This window comes from Streptomyces sp. NPDC051822, from assembly GCF_044452745.1.
Lineage (GTDB): Bacteria > Actinomycetota > Actinomycetes > Streptomycetales > Streptomycetaceae > Streptomyces.
Window position 1 is genome coordinate 152,868 of sequence record NZ_JBITBZ010000002.1, and the last position, 21,555, is coordinate 174,422.

Here is a 21,555-nt window from a genome sequence, read left to right on the forward strand (position 1 = left end):
ACTTCTCGGCGCGACGGCGCAGTATGGAGTGAGCCGACTGGTCATCGGCCGCGCGGTGAGCCGGGGTTCCCCCCGTACCTACGGCTCCGCGCACCCGGCGCGGGTGGGACACGTTCCCCCGGTCCCACCCGCGCCCTCTCCTCTTCCCTCCCGGATCACCAGTGGACGACGACCTTGTCGCCGACCTTCACCTGGTCGAAGAGGGCCGCGAGCTTGGCCCGGTCCCGGACGTTGACGCAGCCGTGCGAGGCCCCGTTGTAGCCGCGGGCCGCGAAGTCCGACGAGTAGTGCACCGCCTGGCCGCCGCTGAAGAACATCGCGTACGGCATGGGCGTGTGGTAGATCGTCGACGTCCACTCGCGGGCCTTCCAGCCCACGCTGAACGTCCCCTCCCTGGTCGGGGTGTTCTCCGAGCCGAAGCGGACGTCCATGGCCGACACGACCTTGCCGTCGATCATCCAGGCGAGGGTCCGGCTCTCCTTGCTGATGCACAGCACCCGGCCGGTCATGCACCGGGCGTCGGGGGTGTCCAGCTGGTTGGTGGTCGACGGCTTCAGCTCGTCGGCGGTCGGCTTCCGGCTCGCCCCGAGCAGCTTCCGCCAGGTCGCCGCGTCGACCCAGCCCCGCTCCGGCAGCCCCTGCTTCTTCTGGAAGGCCTTGACCGAACGGGCCGTCATCGTCCCGAAGAAACCGGTGGGCGCCCGGTCGAAGTCGCCGAGCTGGCGCAGCCGCGCCTGGAGCTCACGGACCTGCTCGCTCTCGTCCCCGTCACGCATCATGACCTCGGGGCTCGGCGCCTCGGTGGTCGGTGCCCCCGTGGTCGACGCCTCGCTGCTCGGTGTGGTGGACGCGGAGGGGGCCTTGCCGTCGTCGGACGGCGTGGCGGTCGGCGCGGGGGCCGTGGTCGCGGGCGTCTTCGTCGGGCTCGCGGAGCCGCCGCCACCGCCACCGGCCGCCTGGGCCGTACAGGCGGTCGCGAGGGCGACCGAGGCCGCGGCCAGTACTGCTCTGCGTATGCCGCGTATGACGGAAGAAGACCGCTTCATCGTTGCCCCCCGGGACGTGTCGTGTACACCTAGGGATGCTTCCCGGGCGCGTGTGGTTGCGCGCGCCGACCAGGAACCGAGCATCCTGTGAGGGCACAGGTCTAGAGGGAGGCAGCACATGGCGCGCGAGTCGGAGTCGGGACTCCCCATCGAGCCGGTCTACGGCCCCGAGGCCCTGGACGGCTGGGAGCCCGCGGAGAAGCTGGGCGCGCCGGGCGCGTACCCCTTCACGCGTGGCGTGTACCCGTCGATGTACACGGGCCGGCCGTGGACGATGCGGCAGTACGCGGGCTTCGGCACCGCCGCCGAGTCCAACGCCCGCTACAAGCAGCTGATCGCGAACGGCACCATGGGCCTGTCCGTCGCCTTCGACCTGCCGACGCAGATGGGCCACGACTCCGACGCGCCGATCGCCTCCGGCGAGGTCGGCAAGGTCGGCGTCGCGATCGACTCGATCGAGGACATGCGCGTCCTGTTCGACGGGATCCCGCTCGACAAGGTCTCCACGTCGATGACGATCAACGCCCCCGGCGCCCTGCTCCTCCTGCTCTACCAGCTCGTCGGCGAGGAGCAGGGCGTCCCGGCGGACAAGCTGACCGGCACGATCCAGAACGACGTGCTCAAGGAGTACATCGCCCGCGGCACGTACATCTTCCCGCCGAAGCCCTCGCTGCGGCTGATCGCGGACATCTTCAAGTACTGCCGGACCGGGATCCCGAAGTGGAACACCATCTCGATCTCCGGCTACCACATGGCCGAGGCGGGAGCCTCGCCCGCGCAGGAGATCGCGTTCACCCTCGCCGACGGCATCGAGTACGTCCGCACCGCCGTCGCCGCCGGCATGGACGTCGACGACTTCGCCCCCCGGCTCTCCTTCTTCTTCGTGGCCCGCACCACGATCCTGGAGGAGGTCGCCAAGTTCCGGGCCGCCCGACGGATCTGGGCGCGGGTCATGAAGGAGGAGTTCGGCGCGGAGGACCCCAAGTCGCTGATGCTCCGCTTCCACACCCAGACCGCGGGCGTCCAGCTCACGGCCCAGCAGCCCGAGGTCAACCTCGTGCGCGTCGCCGTGCAGGGCCTCGCGGCCGTCCTCGGCGGCACGCAGTCGCTGCACACCAACTCCTTCGACGAGGCCATCGCCCTGCCGACGGACAAGTCCGCCCGCCTCGCCCTGCGCACCCAGCAGGTCCTCGCCCACGAGACGGACGTCACCGCCACCGTCGACCCCTTCGCCGGCAGCTACGTCGTCGAGAAGATGACCGACGACGTCGAAGCCGCCGCGCTGGACCTGATGGGCCGGATCGAGGAGATGGGCGGCGCGGTCGGCGCGATCGAGCGCGGCTTCCAGAAGGGCGAGATCGAACGCTCCGCCTACCGCATCGCCCAGGAGACCGACAGCGGCGAACGGGTCGTCGTCGGCGTCAACCGCTACACGATGGACGTCGAGGAGCCCTACGAACCCCTCCGCGTCGACCCCGCCATCGAGGACCAGCAGGCCGCCCGGCTCGCGAGACTGCGGGCCGAACGCGACCAGGCGGCCGTCGACACGGCACTGGCCGCGCTGAAGAAGGCCGCCCAGGGCACGGACAACGTCCTGTATCCCATGAAGGACGCCCTCAGGGCCCGCGCCACCGTCGGCGAGGTCTGCGACGCGCTGCGCGAGGTCTGGGGCACGTACGTCCCCACCGACGCCTTCTGATCTTCCGGTATGCGGAACCCTGAGGCGGATTGTCGTACCCGTGTGCGAGGATCCGCCTCATGCTGGGTGTCACCGATCTTCCGACCTACCTCGTGGGCCTCGTCCTCATCATCCTTCTGCCGGGGCCGAACTCGCTGTACGTGCTGTCCGTCGCCGCCCGCAAGGGCACGCGCACGGGATACAAGGCCGCCGCCGGCGTCTTCACCGGCGACGCCGTCCTGATGACCCTGGCCGCGCTCGGCGCCGCCTCACTGCTCCAGACCACCCCCCTGCTCTTCATGATCGTGAAGTACGCGGGCGCGGGCTACCTGGCCTGGATGGCGTACGGGATGCTGCGGGCGGCCTGGTCGATGTGGCGCGAGCGGAACGACACCCAGGCGGAGGAGACGGCGCAGGCTCCGACGGCCGCGGGGGAGAACCCGTACCGCCGCGCCCTGATCATCAGCCTCTTCAACCCCAAGGCGATCCTCTTCCTCATCTCCTTCTTCGTGCAGTTCGTGGACCCTGGCTACGCCTACCCGGCGCTGTCCTTCCTCGTCCTCGGCACGCTCCTGGAGATCGGCAGCTTCCTCTACCTCACGATGCTGATATTCGGCGGAACCCGGCTCGCCGCCACCTTCCGCCGCCGCAGGCGCCTCTCGGCCGGCGCGACCTCCGCCGCGGGCGCCCTCTTCCTCGGCTTCGCCGCGAAGCTCTCCCTCAGCAGCGCCGCTTGACCCTCACACCGTGTGAGGCCGTTCCGTAGGGGTCGTCATGTTCACCATCGGAGACTTCGCCCGGCACGGGCGGGTGTCGGTCCGGATGCTGCGCCATTACGACGCCATCGGACTGCTGCGCCCGGCCCGGGTCGACCCGCACACGGGCTACCGCTTCTACACGGCGGACCAGCTCGCCCGGCTCAACCGCGTCATCGCGCTCAAGGACCTCGGCTTCACCCTCGAACAGGTGGGGGCGATCCTCGGCGAGCGGATCGACGCGGACGAGCTGCGGGGAATGCTGCGCATGCGCCAGGCCGAGCTGGAAGCGGCCATGGCGGAGGCGCGGGCCCGGCTCGCCCAGGTCGGCGCGCGGCTCCGAGCCATCGAGAGCGAGGGACGCATGTCCACCCAGGACGTCGTCGTCAAGAAGATCCCCGCCGTGCGCGTCGCCGAGCTGAGCGCGGTCGCCGCGAGCTTCGGTCCGCAGGACATCACCCCGGTCATCGGACCGCTGTACGAGGAGCTGTGCGGACGGCTCGAAGAGGCCGGGATCACCGGGTTCGGCCCGGGGATCGCGTACTACGAGGACGCGGGCAAGGGCGACGGTTCGGTCGTCGTGCACGCCGCCATGACCGTCCCCGAGGGCACGGCCGTGGAGGGCGTCGAGGTGCGGGTCCTGCCCGCCGTCGAGGAGGCGGCGACCGTCGTCCACCGGGGCTCGATGGACACCGTCCTGCCGACCGCCCAGACCCTCGCCCGCTGGATCGAGGCCAACGGCTACCGCTCGCAGCGCCATGCCCGCGAGCTGTACCTGGAGTGCCCGGAGGACCGTTCGCAGTGGGTGACGGAGATCCAGGAGGCGATCGTCCGCGCCTGACCGCGCACGCGCCTGCGGGCCCGGGGCCCCCGCACGGGTCCCGGGCCCGCCGTCGTACCCGCTACCTCTTCAGCGCCCTGCGCAGCCGCAGCGCGCGCCGGGCGAGGCGGCGGACCTTGGGGTGGCGGGGGAGCGGGATGCCGCCGGGCAGGTTGAGGACGGTGAGGCGGCGGCGGGTGAAGTGGTGCCGGGTGCGCTCGGCGAGCGGGCCCGACAGGTGCCGTACCGCCGGCTCCCGCAGCTCGGGCCGTATCCTCGGCTGCATCGCGAAGCCGACCGCCGCGACCAGGTCGTTCAGCTGGTCCGTACCGATCTCGGGGACAGCGGCCGCGCCCTCCTCCAGGGGCGGCACGACGGCGTCCACGACGGTGAGCGGGATGCGGTTGCTGTTCTGGAACGGGGTGAGCCGTTCGAGGAGGGTGCCGGTGCCGACCCGGGCGACCGGCAGCCCGTAGAAGGTCCGCGCGGTCATCAGCGCCGTGGAGAAGCAGCCGACGACGAGCGCGGGCCGCAGCTCGCCGTAGAGGACCTCGGCGAGCACCGGCCGGTCCTCGACCGTCAGCTCGGCGCCGAGGTCCGCCGCCTCGCGCACCAGCGTCCGCGACCAGGCGTCGGGGGCCGTCGGGTGCGGTTTGAAGACGAGCCGCCGGTGGCCCAGGGCGATGGCGCCCCTGACCATCCGCAGGTGCAGTTCCTCCTCCTCGGCGGCGGTCAGCAGGTTGAGCGCCGCCAGGTACTGGCCGAGGAGCAGGGCGGGTCCGTCCCCCGCTGCCGCGGGGCCCGTCAGCTCCTCGACGACCTTGGTGAACGCCTCCGTGGGTACGGTCTCCGCCACCGCCCCGAACTCGGCGAGCAGCAGCGGTGCGAGTCCGGGGACGAGGTCCAGGTGGAGGAGCCGGCCGACGCGTCCGCCGATCAGCGGGTCGATCTTGTTGCGGGTCGGTCCGTAGCTCATCAGGCCGTCCGCGTAGACGGTGACGGGCGCGTCGGGCAGCAGCTGGGCGATGGCGAGCGCGGGTGTCACCTGCGGGGATTCCAGGGCGAGTTCGACGCGGTCGTCGCCGAGGTTCCAGAGCTTGCGCAGATGACGCTGGAGGAGCGGCAGGTCGCTGGGGCGCGGGGTCCAGCCGCCCGGGTGGAGCGGGGAGATCGTCTCGTTCCACGACAGGACGGAGTCGAAGCGGCCACGCAGCCGGTCGAAGCCCTCGGCCTCGTCGAGCGGCGGGGTCGTCTCCGGTACGGCGGCGTTGTTGGTGACGAGGAGGATCCGGCGGCCGGCGGTGGCGAAGCAGCCGCTGTCGAGGGCGGCGGCGATCGTCACCGCTCCGTAGAGGGTGGAGGCGCAGAAGATCTGGGTGGTCCGGCGGGTGCTCACGCGGCGGCCTCCGACGTCGAGGCGGAGCGGTCGCCGGCGCCCTGGTCCGGGGCGGAGGGCGGCGGGGCCGGGCGGCGGCGGCGCAGTCTGCGCAGCATCGTCGCGCGGTCCCCGCCCATCGCCGAGAGCGCCTCGTCGAGAACCCCCTGCGGCATCCTGCGCAGGGCTCCCGCGCTCATCGCCTTCAGCTGGCGTGCCACGTCCGGCTCGAACCGTTCGATGGATCCGATGTGATGGGAGATCACCGCGCAATAGGTGCGGACGGCCTTCGGGAGAAGCAGGTCCGCGTCCGCGTCCCTCGCCGTTTCCTCGATCACCTGGTCGAATGCGCGGATGAAATCCAATTGCCGTACATCGCCGATCTGGGTGAGCGAGGTCGCCACTCCGCGCCGGTAGAAGACGCCGAGTTCGCCGATCGCCGCGAAGGATTCCGCCTCGCGGTGCAGTTTCCAGATCCACGGCCGGTCCTCGGCCGTCCGCAGCCCGTGCGGGAAATGCAGCAGGCCGCGGTCGAGGAGCCGGCGGTGGTAGATCCCCGCCCAGGCGTACGGGTAGTCGACCGACGTCGTCCGGTGCGCCGGCAGGATCGCGTCCCGAGGGTTCAGCACCTCGCCGCGGCGGGGGACCGGCGCGCGGCGGATCCCGCGGTTCCTGCCGGTGACGGAGACGTGGTCGGTGCGCAGGAAGTCGCAGCCGAGTTCCTCGGCGGCGGCGACCAGGCGGGCGTAGTAGCCGGGGGCGAGCCAGTCGTCCCCGTCGAGGAAGGTGAGGTATTCGCCGCGGGCGGCGTCGAGGCCGGTGTTGCGGGCCGTGGCGAGGCCCTCGTTGTGCGCGTGCCTGATCAGGACGGCACCCGGGATCTCGCGCGCGGCCCGTTCGAGGAGCTCCGGAGTCCCGTCCGACGAGCAGTCGTCGACAAGAAGGAACTCGAAGTCCTCGCGGGCGTTGGCCCGCAGGCTGGTGAGGGTGTCGGGGGCGTATGTCTGCACGTTGAAGAACGGCACGACGACGGAGAGCTTGACCACCCGGCCGACGCTAGGCGCCGCCCCGGCATTCCCACCGACCGGCGGGCAGCCGTTCGGTGAACACCAAGCGGCGGGACGATTAACCGCCTTTACCCGCAAGGGAAATCGGCCGCGGAAAGTCCGGAACGCGGGCCACTTCAACCGGCGGAGAGGCTCTGTTCACCGTTTGTTGTGGTCCAGTTGGGCCGGAAAGCGGAATGCCCTTCTAGCGTCCTCGACGTGCAAGGAAGTAACAGAGAAGCGGTACGGGTCGCCGTACTCGCCGACTCCGACACCCGGTGGAAATGGGGCGCCCTCACGGCGCGCCGCATCACCACGGCGACCGCCGAACCCACCGGATTCGTCCTCCGCGGACGGGCGACGCCCACCGCGCGCCAGCTCGCCGAGACAGGGGTGTCCACGACCACCCCGCGCGAGGTGACGGGCGCGGACTTCCTGCGTGCGGTACGGGACGCGGAGGCGCGCGGCGAGGGGTACGACGTCGTCGTGCTCGCCCTCGTCGGCGGCACCGTCCGGGCCGTCCTCCAGGGCCTGGCCGATCTGGGCCTCGACCGGCGTCCGGTGATCGTCACCGGCTACGTCGGCGTCGTCTACGAGAAGCTCACCGACGGCCTGCTGCTCCGCCACGGCGCCGATGTGGTGCTTGCCAACTCCCTTCACGACGCGGAGCGTTTCCGCGCGGTGTACGAGGGGGTGGGCGCCGGAGCCGACTCGGTCGTCGAGGCCGCCCTGCCGTTCCTCGGCGGCACCCCGCACACCCCCGAGGCCGGCCGCGACACCCTGGTCTTCGCCGCCCAGCCGTCCGTGCCCGCCACCCGCACCGAGCGCGCCTACGTGCTGCGGCGGCTGATCGAGCACGCCCGGCTCCACCCGCAGCGCGAGGTGCTCCTCAAGCTCCGCTCCAAGCCGGGCGAACACACCACGCACCTAGAGGAGTTCCCCTTCCAGAAGCTGGTCCGAGAGCTCGAACCGCCCGCGAACTTCCGCCTGGTGTACGGGCACATGGGCGAGGTCCTCGACCGCACCGACCTGCTTGTCACCGTCTCCTCCACGGCCGCCCTCGAAGCCCTCCACCGTCGGATCCCCACCGCGATCCTCACCGACCTCGGGGTCCGCGAGGCACTCGGCAACCACCACTTCGTCGGCTCCGGCCTCCTCGCCTCCTTCGACCGGCTCGACAAGGGGCTCGCCCCGACGCCCGACGAGACCTGGCTCGCCCGGCAGGGCGTCGCCTCCGACGGCTCGTACGAGGCGGCCTTCGACGCGGCCCGCGACCGGGTCACCGCACTCCTGGCGCTTCCCGTGCTGCCCCCGATCGCCCCCTACTACACCGCGGAGACCGCCCCCGGCTACCTGCCGGGGATCCTCGCCCGCCACCGCCTGGACGTCACCGCGCAGGAGCCCCGCGAGAGCGGCCTCCGCCGGATCGTCCGGGACGCGGCGCGGGGCGCGTACCGCCACGGCGTGCAACGCGTCGCGCCCGTCATCCGCCGCCTGGGAGAACTGTGATGCCGACGACGAACCCGAGCACCCCGACCGTGCTCGCCGTGATCCCCGCGCGGGGCGGCTCCAAGGGCGTCCCCGCCAAGAACCTCGCGCCGGTGGCCGGTGTCCCCCTGGTGTCCCGCGCCGTCCACGCCTGCCTCGGCGCCCGCCCCGTCACCCACGTCGTGGTCTCCACCGACGACGCCGCCATCGCGGCGGCCGCCCGCACCGCGGGAGCGGAGGCCGTGCAGCGCCCCGCCGAGATCGCGGGCGACACCGCCACCAGCGAGGCCGCGGTCCTGCACGCCATGGACGCCTTCGAGGCCACCCACGGCCGCCCGGCCGACGTGGTCCTCCTCGTCCAGTGCACGAGCCCGTTCCTCAGCTCCGCCGAGGTCGCCGAGACCGCCGAGCGCATCACCTCGGGCGCCGCCGACACGGCCTTCACTGCCGCCCCGTCGCACGGCTTCCTCTGGCGCGACACCCTCCAGGGCGCCGAGGGCGTCAACCACGACAAGGCCCACCGCCCCCGTCGGCAGGACCGGGAGCCCGAGTACCTGGAGACCGGCGCCGTCTACGCCATGGACGCGCCCGGCTTCCGCACCCACCGGCACCGCTTCTTCGGCCGCACCGCGCTCGTCGTCACCGACCCCGCCCGGGTCCTGGAGATCGACGACCCGCACGACCTGGCCCGCGCCCGCGTCCTCGCGCCGCTGCTGGACACCCCCGCCACCCCCGGCTTCGCCGACATCGACGCGGTGGTCCTCGACTTCGACGGCACCCAGACCGACGACCGGGTCCATCTCGACTCCGAGGGACGCGAGTTCGTCTCCGCGCACCGCGGCGACGGCCTCGGCATCGCCGCCCTGCGCCGCGCCGGACTCCCCGTGCTCATCCTCTCCACCGAGCAGAACGCCGTCGTCGCGGCCCGCGCCCGCAAGCTCAAGATCCCCGTTCTGCACGGCATCGACCGCAAGGACCGGGCGCTCAAGGAGTGGTGCGACGCCGAGGGCATCGACCCGCAGCGCGTGCTCTACGCCGGAAACGACGTCAACGACCTGCCCTGCTTCCACCTCGTCGGCTGGCCCGTCGCGGTGAGCAGCGCCCACGACTCCGTACGGGCCGCGGCCCGCGCGGTCACCGTCACCCCGGGTGGCTCCGGCGCGATCCGCGAGATCGCCGCCTGGCTCCTCGGACCCGAGCTCAACACCCCCAACTCCTAAGGATCGGCACCATGAACACCCGACTTCGCACCCTCGGCGACAAGACCGCGGGCCCGGGCCACTCCGTCTACATCACGGGCGAGATCGGCATCAACCACAACGGTGACCTCGACAACGCCTTCGCCCTCATCGACGTCGCCGCCGAGGCCGGCTGTGACGCCGTGAAGTTCCAGAAGCGCACCCCGGAGATCTGCACCCCGCGCGACCAGTGGGACATCGAGCGCGACACCCCCTGGGGCCGGATGACGTACATCGACTACCGTCACCGCGTCGAGTTCGACGAGACCCAGTACCGCGCCATCGACGAGCACTGCAAGAAGCGCGGCATCGACTGGTTCGCCTCCCCGTGGGACACCGAGGCCGTCGCCTTCCTGGAGAAGTTCGACGTCCCGGCCCACAAGGTCGCCTCGGCCTCCCTCACCGACGACGAGCTGCTCCGCTCGCTGCGCGGCACCGGCCGTACGGTCATCCTCTCCACCGGCATGTCCACCCCGGCGCAGATCCGCCACGCCGTCGAGGTCCTCGGCAGCGCGAACATCCTGCTCTGCCACGCCACCTCGACCTACCCGGCCAAGGCCGAGGAGCTCAACCTGCGCGTCATCCAGACGCTCCAGGAGGAGTACCCGAACGTGCCGATCGGCTACTCCGGCCACGAGACCGGCCTGCAGACCACCCTCGCGGCCGTCGCCCTCGGCGCCACCTTCGTCGAGCGCCACATCACCCTCGACCGCGCCATGTGGGGCTCCGACCAGGCCGCCTCCGTCGAGCCGCAGGGCCTGCAGCGCCTGGTCCGCGACATCCGCACCATCGAGGCCGCCCTCGGCGACGGCGTCAAGAAGGTCTACGAGTCGGAGCTCGGCCCGATGAAGAAGCTCCGCCGGGTCCAGGGGCTCGTCGCCGCATGACCGGGCAGCTGGCGTTCGTCGAGAGCCCGGTCCAGCTCCTCAACGTCCTGGAATGGGCGCACACCCAGGCACCCGCCGGGGAAGCGCCCGCCGCCGCACCCACGGGTGCGCCCGGCTCGACGGACGCCGGTGCGTCCGTGCGGGCGGTTCACGCGACGGACGCCACCCCCGGTGCGGCAGCGGCCGCACGGCCCCTCACGATCGTCGTCCTCTCGCCGACCGATCCCATGTCGCGTGGCCAGCTGCGCCGGATGGCCCAGCTGGCCCGCGACGAGGGCTTCACCGTCCACTGGCAGGAGGCCCGCGGCGGCCGGGGCTCGCTCGCCCGCACCCTGCGCGAGCTCGCCCGGCCGCTGCGCTCGGCGGAGCGGGTGATCATCGGGGACCCGTTCTCCCGGTACGTCCAGCTCCTCCTGACCCTCTTCGGCCCCCGGCACCTGACGGTCGTCGACGACGGCACCGCCACGATGGAGTTCGCCGCCCAGCTCGGCCGCGGCGAGCGCCTGGTGCGCTGGCACCGCAAGGGCAGCCTCGGCCCGCGCGAGCTGGTCCTCGCCCCGGTGACCTCGCTGGCCAAGCGGCGCCTCGCCCCGGCCCGCGGCCGTACGGTCGAGATCTTCACCTCGCTGCCCGTCGAGGCGCCCGAGGGCGTCACGGTCACCGAGAACTCCTACGCCTGGACCAGGACCCGCTTCGGGCCGCCGCTGCTCACGGGCGGCGCGGACCTGGTGGGCACCTCGCTGGTCGAGACGGGGGTGGTCGACGCCGGCCACTACGACCGGGTGGTGGCGGAGCTGGCCCGCGCCCACGGAGCCACCCGCTACTTCGCGCACCGCAGGGAGAGCGCGGAGAAGCTGCACCGGATCGCGGTCGAGACGGGCCTGCAGGTGGTCCGGCCGGAGCTGCCCCTTGAGCTGATCGCCCGGCGCGGCCCCGTCGGCCGTACGATCGTCAGCTTCCCTTCCACGGTCGTGCACACCCTGCCGCTCGCCCTCGCCGGCACCGGGGTGAAGGTCGCGGTCTGCGAGATCGCGCCCGAGTGGCTGCGGGAGAGCGCCTCACCCCGTGCCCAGGGCTTCCTGTCCGGGGTGGCGGGCACGGCGGCCCACGAGGTCGACCGGCTCACCGCGCGGGTGGCGACCCCCACCGACCGGCTCGAATTCGGCTGAGCGTACCCATACGGAAGGCCCTTCATGCCTGACAAACCGAGATTCTTTCCCCTAACGGGCTGAAGTTTTCGTGATCAACGGGCAGTTGACCTGTCTGAAGGCCTACCCTTCAAAAGGTGAACCAGTTGAAGTCCCGTGAGCCAGGCTCCGTCACCCTGCCCGGAACGCTGTCCGAACCCCTGCGCGCCGAACTGAGTGCCTTCCGCAGGGACTTGCACATGCATCCCGAGCTGGGCAACCAGGAGTTCCGTACGACCGCCGTGCTCAAGGCCCGCCTGGAGGCGGCCGGCCTGGTGCCGAAGGTCCTGCCGGGCGGCACCGGACTCATCTGTGACGTCGGCACCCCGGACGTCCGCCGGCCCATGCTGGCGATCCGCGCCGATCTCGACGCGCTGCCCATTCCCGACGTCAAGACCGTCGCCTACCGCTCCACGGTGGCCAACCGCGCGCACGCCTGCGGACACGACGTCCACACCACCACCGTCCTCGGTGCCGGGCTCGTCCTCGCCGATCTGCACCGGCAGGGTCTGCTGCCCCACGCCGTGCGGCTGCTCTTCCAGCCCGCCGAGGAGGTCCTCCCCGGCGGCGCCGCCGACGCCGTCGCCGCGGGAGTCCTGGACGGAGTCGGCCGCATCATCGCCCTCCACTGCGACCCCAGGGTGGACGCCGGCAAGATCGGGCTCCGCGCCGGCCCCATCACCTCCGCCTGCGACCGTCTCGAAGTCACCCTCGACGGGCCCGGCGGCCACACCGCCCGCCCGCACCTCACCACCGACCTCGTCACCGCCGCCGCCCGGGTCGCCACCGACGTCCCCGCCGTCCTGGCCCGCCGGGTCGACGCCCGCTCCGGCCTCTCGGTCACCTGGGGCCGTATCGAGTCCGGCCACGCGCCCAACGTCATCCCCCAGCACGCGGAGCTCTCCGGCACCGTCCGCTGCCTCGACCTGCCGACCTGGCGCGAGGCCCCGGACCTGGTGCACGCGGCGATCGACGAGATCGCGACCCTGCACCGGGCCAAGTCGACCGTGAACTACGTCCGGGGCGTCCCCCCGGTCGTCAACGACCCGGCCGTGACCGAACTACTCCACGACGCGATGGCCGCGCGCCGCGGAACGTATGCGATCGAGGACACCGAGCAGAGCCTCGGCGGCGAGGACTTCTCCTGGTACCTGGAGCACGTGCCCGGCGCCATGGCCCGCCTCGGCGTCCGCACCCCTGGCGACACCCGCGTCCGCGATCTGCACGCCGGCGACTTCGACGTGGACGAGCGGTGCATCGAGACCGCGGTGGAACTCTTCACGGCCGCGGTCCTGACCGACGCCGCCACACGCCCCTGACCACGGGCGCCCCTGACCACGGGCGCCCCTGACGAGGGCCCCTTCACCCGGGCTTCCGACCACGCTCACCCGACCGCGCAGCCCCCGGACGGAGCTCCTCATCCGTCCGGCCGACCGCCGTCCCCCCTTCGGCCCACCGCCCGGCGTGGCGCCTCCGGGCCCCTGTCCCGCCCCCCCTGGGTGGCGGTATAACCGGCCGTACCGGGCCGAACGCCCCCGGTCGCCTCGGCTGGCCGGTTCGCGACGATCCGATAACGACTCATGAACGGGTCTTTAACTGACATCTACGCGCGTTACGATCGCCGCGAAACCAGCGCCCGAAGAGGCGCTTTCGGTCAGTCTTGAAGGGACCCTCCTCTTGCGCCGGATCACCAGGATCACGACCGTGGGCATCGCCTCCGCGGCGCTCGCTCTCTCCGCCACCGCGTGTGGCAAGTCTTCGAACGACTCCGGCTCCGGGACGGACTCGAAGGCCGCGAAGGCCGCCATCGCGTACGACATCGGCGGCCGTGGCGACCAGTCCTTCAACGACGCCGCCTACGCGGGCCTCAAGAGGGCCGAGGACGAGCTCGACGTCAAGGGCTCCGAGGCCGAGCCCTCCGAGGGTGAGGGCGACGCCGACAAGGTGCAGCGCCTCACCGCGCTCGCCCGCGCCGGCAACAACCCGGTCATCGGCGTCGGCTTCGCCTACGCGCCGGCGATCGAGAAGGTCGCCAAGTCGTACCCCAACACCACGTTCGGCCTCATCGACGACACGTCGAAGACCGGCAAGAACATCGCCAACCTCGTCTTCAACGAGGAGCAGGGCTCCTACCTGGCCGGCGTCGCCGCCGCCAAGGCGTCCAAGACCGGCACGGTCGGCTTCATCGGTGGTGTCGAGGTCCCGCTGATCAAGAAGTTCGAGGCGGGCTTCGCGCAGGGTGTCAAGGACACCAACCCCAAGGCGAAGGTGCTCGTCCAGTACCTGACCCAGCCGCCGAACTTCGACGGCTTCGCCAAGCCCGACCTCGGCAAGGCCGCCGCGCAGGGCCAGCTCGACAAGGGCGCCGACGTGATCTACGCCGCCGCCGGTCTGGCCGGTTCCGGCTCGATCGAGGCCGCCGCGACCGCCGGCAAGTGGGCCATCGGTGTGGACTCCGACCAGTACAACCAGGCGGGTCTGGCCTCGTACAAGGCCAAGATCCTGACCTCGGTCACCAAGGACGTCTCGGACTCCGTCTACAACCTGATCAAGTCGGTCAAGGACGGCAAGCCGCAGACCGGTGAGATCCGCTACGGTCTCGCCACGGACGGTGTCGGCCTTGCCGACTCCAACCCGGAGTACAAGAAGATGACGGACCTCATCGCCGCGGTGGACAAGGCGAAGAAGGACATCATCGACGGCAAGATCACGGTCAAGACCGCTCCGTAAGGAACGCAGGTCACCGACCTCAGGGCCCGGCAACGGTGGGACCCCCACCGTCGCCGGGCCCCATTCCCGTACAGGTTTTCACTTTCCGGCAGCGCTACGCGTGTAGATGTCTCCCTGGCACGATAACTTCGCCCCGCCCTGCCCTCCCGCTCCCACTCCTTCCGGCCAAGGAGAGTGCGTCATCAACGCGTCCAGCCCCCCTGCCGTAGAACTGCACGGCATCACCAAGCGATTCCCCGGCGTCGTCGCCAACAAGGACATCGCCATCACGGTCCGCAAGGGCACCGTGCACGCCCTCATCGGCGAGAACGGTGCCGGCAAGTCGACCCTCATGAAGATCCTCTACGGCATGCAGAAGCCGGACGAGGGCACCATCGCCGTCGACGGCCAGCAGGTCACCTTCTCCAGCCCCGGTGACGCCATCGCGCGCGGCATCGGCATGGTGCACCAGCACTTCATGCTCGCCGACAACCTCACCGTCCTGGAGAACGTCGTCCTCGGCGGCGAGAAGCTCTACGGCATCGGTGCCAAGGCGCGGCGGAAGATCCAGGAGATCTCCGACGCGTACGGCCTCGGGGTCCGCCCCGACGCCCTCGTCGAGGACCTCGGGGTCGCCGACCGCCAGCGCGTGGAGATCCTCAAGGTCCTCTACCGCGGCGCCAAGATCCTCATCCTCGACGAGCCGACCGCCGTGCTCGTCCCGCAGGAGGTCGACGCGCTCTTCGACAACCTGCGCGAGCTCAAGTCCGAGGGCCTGACGGTCATCTTCATCTCGCACAAGCTGGGCGAGGTCCTGAAGGTCGCCGACGACATCACGGTCATCCGCCGGGGCACCACCGTCGGCACCGCCGACCCGAGGACCGCCACCACCAAGCAGCTCGCCGAGCTGATGGTCGGCAGCGAGCTGCCCTCGCCGGAGACCCGCGAGTCGACGGTCACCACCGTCCCCATGCTCAAGGTCGAGAACCTGACGCTGGTCGAGAGCGGAGTCGCGGCCGCCCCGCTGACGACCGCCGCCCCGCCGGACCCGTCGAAGAGCGCCACCGTCCACGAGGAGATCGTGGGCGGCCGCAAGCTCCTCGACGACATCTCCCTCACGATCCACAAGGGCGAGATCCTCGGCATCGCGGGTGTCGAGGGCAACGGACAGACCGAGCTCATCGAGACGCTCATGGGCATGTCCACCCCCGACGCGGGCGTCATCAGCCTCGACGGCCAGGACATCTCCAAGGTGTCGGTGCGCAAGCGCCGCGAGGGCGGCATCGGGTACATCCCCGAGGACCGCCACCGTCACGGCCTGCTCCTGGAAGCCCCGCTCTGGGAGAACCGCATCCTCGGTCACGTCACCGAGGCGCCCAACTCCAAGCGCGGCATCCTCGACCCCAAGGCCGCCCGCAAGGACACCGAGCGGATCGTGCGCGAGTACGACGTGCGCACCCCCGGCATCGACGTGACCGCGGCCTCGCTCTCCGGCGGCAACCAGCAGAAGCTGATCGTCGGCCGCGAGATGAGCCACGGCCCGAAGTTCCTGATCGCCGCTCACCCCACCCGGGGTGTGGACGTCGGCGCGCAGGCGCAGATCTGGGACGCGATCCGTGACGCGCGCCGCGAGGGCCTCGCGGTGCTGCTGATCTCCGCCGACCTCGACGAGCTGATCGGCCTCTCCGACACCCTCCGGGTCATGTACCGCGGCAAGCTCGTCGCCGACGCCGACCCCGCCACCATCACGCCCGAGGAGCTGGGCTCCGCCATGACCGGCGCGGCCAGCGGTCACCTCGAAGGCAACGAAGAGCAGCCCGAAGACGGTGACGCCCGATGATGAAATTCGACAAGGACAAGCTGATCCTGGGCGCCGCGGGACCGGTGCTCGCGCTGGTCTCCTCGTTCGTGCTCACCGTCCTGGTGCTGCTCGCGACGGGTCTCGACCCGATCGAGCCGATCACGCTGATGATCGACAACGCGGCGTACTCGGACATCCAGGTCCTGATCGTCAACCAGACCGGGATCTACTACCTGGCAGCCCTGGCCGTCGCCATCGGCTTCCGGATGAACCTGTTCAACATCGGTGTCGACGGTCAGTACCGGCTCGCCGCGATGGTGTCGGCCCTGGTCGGCGCCTCGGTCGAGCTGCCCGGCCCGCTGCACATCCTGCTGATCGTGGTCGTCGCGATGCTGACCGGCGCCTTCTGGGCCGGTATCGCGGGCATCCTGAAGACCACCCGCGGGGTCTCCGAGGTCGTCTCGACGATCATGCTGAACGCCATCGCGACCTCGCTGGTGGCGTGGCTGATCCTGCCGAAGAACTTCGGCTTCCAGCCGGAGGGCTCGAACAACCTCACCACCGGTGAGATCTCCGAGTCCGGCTGGTTCCCGGGCATCGACATGGGCGAGGGCAACGGAGTCATCTACGGCTTCACCTTCGTCGCGCTCGCCCTGGGCGTCGTCTACTGGTTCGCCCTCAACCGCACCCGGTTCGGCTTCGACCTGCGCGCCACCGGCGCCAGCGAGACCGCCGCCCAGGCCAGCGGCGTCGACGCCAAGAAGATGGTCCTCACCTCGATGCTCATCTCGGGCGCGCTCGCCGGCCTCGCCGGCATGCCGACCCTCCTCGGCGAGTCCCACACGTACAGCCTGGACTTCCCCGTCGGTGTCGGCTTCACCGCCATCACCATCGCCCTGCTCGGCCGTAACCACCCGGTCGGCATCTTCTTCGCCGCGCTGCTCTTCGCGTTCCTCGACAAGGCCTCCTCGTCGCTGGACACCGAGGGCTACCCGAAGGAGATCACCAAGATCATGCAGGGCATCATCGTGATCGCGGTCGTCGTCTCCTACGAGCTCGTCCGCCGTTACGGCCTCCGCCGCCAGCAGCAGAAGGTCGGCGAGGAACTCGCCGCCGGCGGCGCCATCAAGACCGACAAGGAGGTCTCGGCATGAGCACCGGCACTGTCACCAAGCCGAGCGCCGCGCCCAAGGGCGGCGGACGCCGCAAGCTCACCCTGCCGTGGATCATGCTGATCGTCGCGGCCGGTCTCCTGCTCTTCTCCCTCGTCCGGGTCGTCTCCGGCGCCGACGACCTCACCTCCGTGGGCCAGGTCTCCGGCGCGCTCCAGCTCGCCGTCCCGATCGGCCTCGCCGGTCTCGGCGGTCTGTGGGCCGAGCGCGCGGGCGTCGTCAACATCGGCCTCGAAGGCATGATGGTGCTCGGCACCTGGTTCGGCGCCTGGGCCGGCTACCAGTGGGGCCCCTGGGCGGGTGTCCTTCTCGGCCTCCTCGGCGGCGCGCTCGGCGGTCTGCTCCACGCGATCATCACCGTCACGTTCAACGTCAACCACATCGTCTCCGGTGTGGCGATCAACATCCTCGCGGTCGGCTTCACCCAGTACCTGTCGAACTTCACGTTCGCCGAGGCCGAGGGCGGCTCCTCCAAGCAGTCCCCGCGCATCGATCAGATCACCAAAATCACGATCCCAGGGTTGTCCGACTGGCTGCAGGACCTCCAGCAGAAGCACTGGTTCCTGATCTCCGACCTGGCCGGCATCCTCGGCGGCCTCGTCACCAACCTGTCGCTGCTCACGATCGTCGCCCTGCTGCTGATCCCGGCCACCTGGTGGCTGCTGTGGCGTACGGCCTTCGGCCTGCGGCTGCGTTCCTGCGGTGAGAACCCGGTCGCGGCCGAGTCCCTCGGCGTGAACGTCTACAAGTACAAGTACATCGCCGTCACCGTCTCCGGCGCCCTCGCCGGCCTCGGCGGCGCGTTCCTCGCGATCGTCGCCACCGGCATCTACCAGGAGGGCCAGACCGGCGGCCGCGGCTACATCGGTCTCGCCGCGATGATCTTCGGCAACTGGATGCCCGGCGGCATGGCGCTCGGCGCGGGCCTCTTCGGCTTCACCGACAGCCTCAAGCTCCGCGGCGGCGCCGAGAACGTCCACGCGCTGCTGCTGCTCGTCGCCCTGCTCCTGGTGATCGCCGCGCTCTGGCAGCTGTACAAGAAGAAGTACGTGGCCGCCGTGGTCGCCGCGGCCTTCTCCGCGGGCTTCTTCCTCTGGTACGGGCTGACCGACGAGGTCCCGAGCCAGTTCGTCGACGCGGCCCCGTACATCACCACCCTGCTCGTGCTCGCCCTGTCGGCGCAGCGCCTCAGGATGCCCAAGGCGGACGGACTGCCGTACCAGAAGGGCCAGGGCAAGTGACGTCCTCGCTCTCCGACGCCGACTGGGAGTCCCTGCGGGTCACGGCCCGGGACGCCATGTCCCGGGCGTACGCCCCGTACTCGGGCTACCCGGTCGGCGCGGCGGCCCGCGTCGACGACGGCCGGGTGGTCTCCGGCTGCAACGTGGAGAACGCCTCCTTCGGCCTGGGTCTGTGCGCCGAGTGCGGGCTCGTCTCGGCGCTGCAGGCGACCGGCGGCGGCCGGCTGACCCACTTCGTCTGCGTGGACGGCCGGGGCGAGTCCCTGGTCCCGTGCGGCCGGTGCCGGCAGCTGCTCTACGAGTTCGGGGGCCCCGAACTCGTCCTGGAGACGCCCGCCGGGTTCCTGACGCTGGCCGAGATGCTGCCGCAGGCATTCGGGCCGGACCACCTGTCGAAGTAATCCTCGGAGCGACCCTTCCGGCACGATGGGAGGGTCGCTCCCCCTTTCCCTCTCTATGCGCGTAGAAAGAGGCACCATCATGGACGTCATCTCCGTCATCCGCACCAAGCGGGACAAGGGCGAGCTGAGCCCGGAGCAGATCGACTGGGTCATCGACGCCTACACCCGCGGCGCGGTCGCCGACGAGCAGATGTCCGCCCTGGCCATGGCCATCCTCCTGAACGGCATGAACCGCGCGGAGATCGCCCGCTGGACCGCGGCCATGATCGCCAGCGGCGAGCGCATGAACTTCGACTCGCTCTCCCGCCCGACCGCGGACAAGCACTCCACCGGCGGCGTCGGCGACAAGATCACCCTCCCGCTCGCCCCGCTCGTCGCCGCCTGCGGCGCGGCCGTCCCCCAGCTCTCCGGCCGGGGTCTCGGCCACACCGGCGGCACCCTCGACAAGCTGGAGTCCATCCCCGGCTGGCGCGCCCTGCTCTCCAACGAGGAGATGCTGCACGTCCTCGACACCACCGGCGCGGTCATCTGCGCGGCGGGCGACGGCCTGGCCCCCGCCGACAAGAAGCTGTACGCGCTCCGCGACGTGACCGGCACGGTCGAGGCGATCCCCCTGATCGCCAGCTCGATCATGTCCAAGAAGATCGCCGAGGGCACCGGCTCCCTGGTCCTCGACGTCAAGGTCGGCACCGGCGCCTTCATGAAGAACATCGAGGACGCCCGTGAGCTCGCCTCCACGATGGTGGGCCTCGGCACCGACAGCGGCGTGAAGACGGTGGCCCTGCTCACCGACATGTCCACCCCGCTCGGCCTCACCGCCGGCAACGCCCTCGAGGTCCGCGAGTCGGTCGAGGTCCTCGCGGGCGGCGGCCCGGCGGACGTCGTCGAGCTGACGATCGCGCTGGCCCGCGAGATGCTCGCCGCGGCCGGCATCAAGGACGCGGACCCGGCGAAGGCGCTGGCCGACGGTTCGGCGATGGACCACTGGCGCCGGATGATCGCGGCCCAGGGCGGCGACCCGGACGCGACCCTCCCGGTCGCCCGCGAGCAGCACGTCGTCATGGCCCCCTCCAGCGGCGTCCTGACGCGCCTGGACGCGTACGACATCGGCATCGCCGCCTGGCGCCTGGGCGCGGGCCGCGCCCGCAAGGAGGACCCGGTGCAGGCGGGCGCGGGCGTCGAGCTGCACGCGAAGCCGGGCGACACGGTGACGGCGGGCCAGCCGCTGCTGACGCTCCACACGGACACCCCGGAGAAGTTCGACTACGCCCTGAAGTCCCTGGACGCGGCGTGGGACATCGCGCCGGAGGGCACGAAGTTCACGGCGAACCCGATCGTCCTGGACCGCATCGCCTGAGGCATATGCATCTGACACCTTCGGGTGAACGGGACCGGTGGACCACCGCCGGTCCCGTTCGGCATGCTGGGATCGGTGACGACCGAATGAGGAGCACACCATGAGCGCACTCGCTGCCGAGCCCCAGCCCGAGCAGGGCAACGGCTGGGAGGACCTGGTCCGTCGCTGGGAATCGATGGACTGGCCCGAGGGCTGCAAGGTGGAGATCATCGAGGGGATCATCACCGTGGCACCGTCGCCCACTTTCCGGCACAACCTCACGGCGTCCAGGGTGCACCGGCGCCTGTACACCGTGATTCCGGAGGAATGGGAGGTCATGCAGACCCAATCCATTGTCGTTCCCTCGCGTTCGGGAATGCTGATTCCGGACCTTCTGGTCGTTCCCGCCGACGTGCTGTCCGGCCCAGGGTCCTACATTCCGGCCGAGTCCGCGCTGCTGGTCGGAGAGGTCACGTCACCGTCGAACGCGAATCACGACCGCATCAAGAAGGCGGCCGCTTATGCCCAGGCGGCGATTCCGCTGTACCTGCTGATCGACGCGTACGCCCCTGGCGGCCCCACCGTCACTCTCTTTGGCGAGCCGAAGGGCGACGTCTATCGCACGCTCCATGCGGTGAAGTTCGGCGAGAAGATCCACCTCCCCGCCCCCTTCGACCTCACCCTCGACACCGCCGAGTTCCCCGTCACCTGATGAGCAGCCCCACCAGCTCCCGCATGTCGTCGAAGACCACCGTGTGCGGGCCCATCAGCCGGTCCGCCCGCGTCAGCCCGCCGCAGTAGCCGAAGGCGCGCATCCCGGCCGCGCGGGCCGCCTGGACGCCGTACGGGCTGTCCTCCACCACCGCGCAGCGCTCCGGCGGGACGCCCATGGTCGCCGCCGCGTGCAGGAAGAGGTCCGGGGCGGGCTTGCCCCGGGCGACGTCGCGGGCGCTGAACATGCGGCCCTCGAAGCGGTCGAGGAGACCGGTCCGGCCCAGGTTCTTGCGGATGGAGGCGTGGCTGCCGTTGGAGGCGAGGCAGTACGGGACGTGGAGCGCGTCCAGGACGTCGGTGACGCCCTCGACCGCCGTCAGCTCCGCGTCCAGCGCGTCCTCGTACCGCTGCTTGAAGGGAGCCTGCCAGTCGGGCCCGAGCGGCCGGCCCCGGCGTTCCTCCACGATCGTGGTGAGCATGGCGTGCGAGGAGCCGACGAAGTACTCGACGACCTCCTCCTCGGTGAACTCCGCCCCGAGGGACGCGAACACCTCACGGTCCACGCGGCAGTAGATCCGCTCGCTGTCCACCAGCACGCCATCGCAGTCGAAGATCACCAGTTCGACAGGCATATGAGTCATGATCGGCAGCCTAAGACTTG

General features: G+C 70.9%; 19 protein-coding genes. 15 read left to right on the plus strand and 4 right to left on the minus strand.

All coding sequences use genetic code 11. The features are described 5' to 3' along the window. Positions 1–155: 155 nt before the first annotated feature. Entirely contained in the window at positions 156–1,046 is an 891-nt protein-coding gene (locus tag ACIA8N_RS06480; RefSeq protein ID WP_365784753.1) for a L,D-transpeptidase family protein, read from the minus strand. Between the two features lie 118 nt (positions 1,047–1,164). Between ACIA8N_RS06480 and ACIA8N_RS06485 the strand changes: the two genes are divergently transcribed. The 3 genes from ACIA8N_RS06485 to ACIA8N_RS06495 are packed head-to-tail and all read left to right on the plus strand — an operon-like array spanning position 1,165 to position 4,320. Next, positions 1,165–2,745, plus strand: coding sequence for a methylmalonyl-CoA mutase family protein (locus tag ACIA8N_RS06485; protein WP_365784751.1), 1,581 nt, complete (start codon positions 1,165–1,167; stop codon positions 2,743–2,745). Positions 2,746–2,804: 59 nt separating this feature from the next. Next, the gene (gene leuE / locus ACIA8N_RS06490) at positions 2,805–3,461 is read left to right on the plus strand and encodes a leucine efflux protein LeuE (RefSeq protein ID WP_365784749.1); all 657 of its coding nucleotides are present in this window, start codon (positions 2,805–2,807) and stop codon (positions 3,459–3,461) included. A 37-nt stretch (positions 3,462–3,498) separates the two neighbouring features. Further along, positions 3,499–4,320, plus strand: coding sequence for a MerR family transcriptional regulator (locus ACIA8N_RS06495; protein ID WP_365784747.1), 822 nt, complete (start codon positions 3,499–3,501; stop codon positions 4,318–4,320). A 61-nt stretch (positions 4,321–4,381) separates the two neighbouring features. On the opposite strand, the gene ACIA8N_RS06500 is transcribed toward ACIA8N_RS06495, so the two are convergent. Both ACIA8N_RS06500 and ACIA8N_RS06505 read right to left on the minus strand, forming a co-directional pair. Next, positions 4,382–5,695, minus strand: coding sequence for a polysialyltransferase family glycosyltransferase (locus ACIA8N_RS06500; protein ID WP_365784745.1), 1,314 nt, complete (start codon positions 5,693–5,695; stop codon positions 4,382–4,384). Continuing rightward, positions 5,692–6,720, minus strand: a complete 1,029-nt coding sequence (locus ACIA8N_RS06505) for a glycosyltransferase family 2 protein (RefSeq protein WP_365784743.1) — start codon at positions 6,718–6,720, stop codon at positions 5,692–5,694. Before ACIA8N_RS06505 ends, ACIA8N_RS06500 begins: the two co-directional genes overlap by 4 nt. 219 nt (positions 6,721–6,939) lie before the next feature. On the opposite strand from ACIA8N_RS06505, the gene ACIA8N_RS06510 reads away from it, so the two are divergent. The 12 genes from ACIA8N_RS06510 (at position 6,940) to ACIA8N_RS06565 (ending at position 20,892) form a co-directional block, all read left to right on the plus strand. After that, positions 6,940–8,229 carry a DUF6716 putative glycosyltransferase gene (locus ACIA8N_RS06510; RefSeq protein WP_365784741.1) on the plus strand — a complete coding sequence of 430 codons (1,290 nt, stop codon included), beginning with the start codon at positions 6,940–6,942 and terminating at the stop codon, positions 8,227–8,229. Next, positions 8,229–9,428 carry an acylneuraminate cytidylyltransferase gene (locus ACIA8N_RS06515; RefSeq protein WP_365784739.1) on the plus strand — a complete coding sequence of 400 codons (1,200 nt, stop codon included), beginning with the start codon at positions 8,229–8,231 and terminating at the stop codon, positions 9,426–9,428. Before ACIA8N_RS06510 ends, ACIA8N_RS06515 begins: the two co-directional genes overlap by 1 nt. 11 nt (positions 9,429–9,439) lie before the next feature. After that, positions 9,440–10,333: an N-acetylneuraminate synthase family protein gene (locus ACIA8N_RS06520; RefSeq protein ID WP_030220623.1), complete on the plus strand. Its 894-nt coding sequence runs from the start codon at positions 9,440–9,442 to the stop codon at positions 10,331–10,333. Beyond that, a complete protein-coding gene (locus tag ACIA8N_RS06525) occupies positions 10,330–11,502 on the plus strand; it encodes a hypothetical protein (protein WP_365784736.1) in 1,173 nt (390 codons plus the stop codon). Before ACIA8N_RS06520 ends, ACIA8N_RS06525 begins: the two co-directional genes overlap by 4 nt. Before the next feature lie 116 nt (positions 11,503–11,618). Then, positions 11,619–12,839 carry an amidohydrolase gene (locus ACIA8N_RS06530; protein WP_365784734.1) on the plus strand — a complete coding sequence of 407 codons (1,221 nt, stop codon included), beginning with the start codon at positions 11,619–11,621 and terminating at the stop codon, positions 12,837–12,839. A 358-nt stretch (positions 12,840–13,197) separates the two neighbouring features. After that, complete coding sequence (locus ACIA8N_RS06535; RefSeq protein ID WP_365784732.1) at positions 13,198–14,250, plus strand: BMP family ABC transporter substrate-binding protein; 1,053 nt, start codon at positions 13,198–13,200, stop codon at positions 14,248–14,250. A gap of 106 nt (positions 14,251–14,356) precedes the next feature. Continuing rightward, positions 14,357–16,069 carry an ABC transporter ATP-binding protein gene (locus ACIA8N_RS06540; RefSeq protein WP_365784730.1) on the plus strand — a complete coding sequence of 571 codons (1,713 nt, stop codon included), beginning with the start codon at positions 14,357–14,359 and terminating at the stop codon, positions 16,067–16,069. Then, complete coding sequence (locus ACIA8N_RS06545; RefSeq protein WP_365784728.1) at positions 16,066–17,184, plus strand: ABC transporter permease; 1,119 nt, start codon at positions 16,066–16,068, stop codon at positions 17,182–17,184. The genes ACIA8N_RS06540 and ACIA8N_RS06545 overlap by 4 nt, the downstream gene beginning before the upstream one ends. Next, positions 17,181–18,443, plus strand: coding sequence for an ABC transporter permease (locus ACIA8N_RS06550; RefSeq protein WP_365784726.1), 1,263 nt, complete (start codon positions 17,181–17,183; stop codon positions 18,441–18,443). The genes ACIA8N_RS06545 and ACIA8N_RS06550 overlap by 4 nt, the downstream gene beginning before the upstream one ends. After that, on the plus strand, positions 18,440–18,844 hold the full coding sequence (locus ACIA8N_RS06555) for a cytidine deaminase (protein WP_030548981.1): 405 nt from the start codon (positions 18,440–18,442) through the stop codon (positions 18,842–18,844). The genes ACIA8N_RS06550 and ACIA8N_RS06555 overlap by 4 nt, the downstream gene beginning before the upstream one ends. 79 nt (positions 18,845–18,923) lie before the next feature. Next, positions 18,924–20,201 (plus strand): thymidine phosphorylase, encoded by a 1,278-nt coding sequence (locus ACIA8N_RS06560; RefSeq protein ID WP_365784724.1) that lies wholly within the window; start codon positions 18,924–18,926, stop codon positions 20,199–20,201. 100 nt (positions 20,202–20,301) lie between these two features. Then, the gene (locus ACIA8N_RS06565) at positions 20,302–20,892 is read left to right on the plus strand and encodes a Uma2 family endonuclease (protein ID WP_365784722.1); all 591 of its coding nucleotides are present in this window, start codon (positions 20,302–20,304) and stop codon (positions 20,890–20,892) included. On the opposite strand, the gene ACIA8N_RS06570 is transcribed toward ACIA8N_RS06565, so the two are convergent. After that, on the minus strand, positions 20,885–21,535 hold the full coding sequence (locus ACIA8N_RS06570) for an HAD family hydrolase (RefSeq protein ID WP_365784720.1): 651 nt from the start codon (positions 21,533–21,535) through the stop codon (positions 20,885–20,887). The genes ACIA8N_RS06565 and ACIA8N_RS06570 overlap by 8 nt on opposite strands. Positions 21,536–21,555: the final 20 nt, after the last annotated feature.

Bases quoted from the DNA above. Each gene is read 5' to 3' on its own strand.
- ACIA8N_RS06570 (WP_365784720.1), bottom strand. From the start codon at position 21,535: ATGACTCATATGCCTGTCGAACTGGTGATCTTCGACTGCGATGGCGTG.
- ACIA8N_RS06525 (WP_365784736.1), top strand. From the start codon at position 10,330: ATGACCGGGCAGCTGGCGTTCGTCGAGAGCCCGGTCCAGCTCCTCAAC.
- ACIA8N_RS06540 (WP_365784730.1), top strand. From the start codon at position 14,357: ATGTCTCCCTGGCACGATAACTTCGCCCCGCCCTGCCCTCCCGCTCCC.
- ACIA8N_RS06545 (WP_365784728.1), top strand. From the start codon at position 16,066: ATGATGAAATTCGACAAGGACAAGCTGATCCTGGGCGCCGCGGGACCG.
- ACIA8N_RS06565 (WP_365784722.1), top strand. From the start codon at position 20,302: ATGAGCGCACTCGCTGCCGAGCCCCAGCCCGAGCAGGGCAACGGCTGG.
- ACIA8N_RS06485 (WP_365784751.1), top strand. From the start codon at position 1,165: ATGGCGCGCGAGTCGGAGTCGGGACTCCCCATCGAGCCGGTCTACGGC.
- ACIA8N_RS06520 (WP_030220623.1), top strand. From the start codon at position 9,440: ATGAACACCCGACTTCGCACCCTCGGCGACAAGACCGCGGGCCCGGGC.
- ACIA8N_RS06495 (WP_365784747.1), top strand. From the start codon at position 3,499: ATGTTCACCATCGGAGACTTCGCCCGGCACGGGCGGGTGTCGGTCCGG.
- ACIA8N_RS06550 (WP_365784726.1), top strand. From the start codon at position 17,181: ATGAGCACCGGCACTGTCACCAAGCCGAGCGCCGCGCCCAAGGGCGGC.
- ACIA8N_RS06560 (WP_365784724.1), top strand. From the start codon at position 18,924: ATGGACGTCATCTCCGTCATCCGCACCAAGCGGGACAAGGGCGAGCTG.
- ACIA8N_RS06515 (WP_365784739.1), top strand. From the start codon at position 8,229: ATGCCGACGACGAACCCGAGCACCCCGACCGTGCTCGCCGTGATCCCC.
- leuE (WP_365784749.1), top strand. From the start codon at position 2,805: ATGCTGGGTGTCACCGATCTTCCGACCTACCTCGTGGGCCTCGTCCTC.
- ACIA8N_RS06480 (WP_365784753.1), bottom strand. From the start codon at position 1,046: ATGAAGCGGTCTTCTTCCGTCATACGCGGCATACGCAGAGCAGTACTG.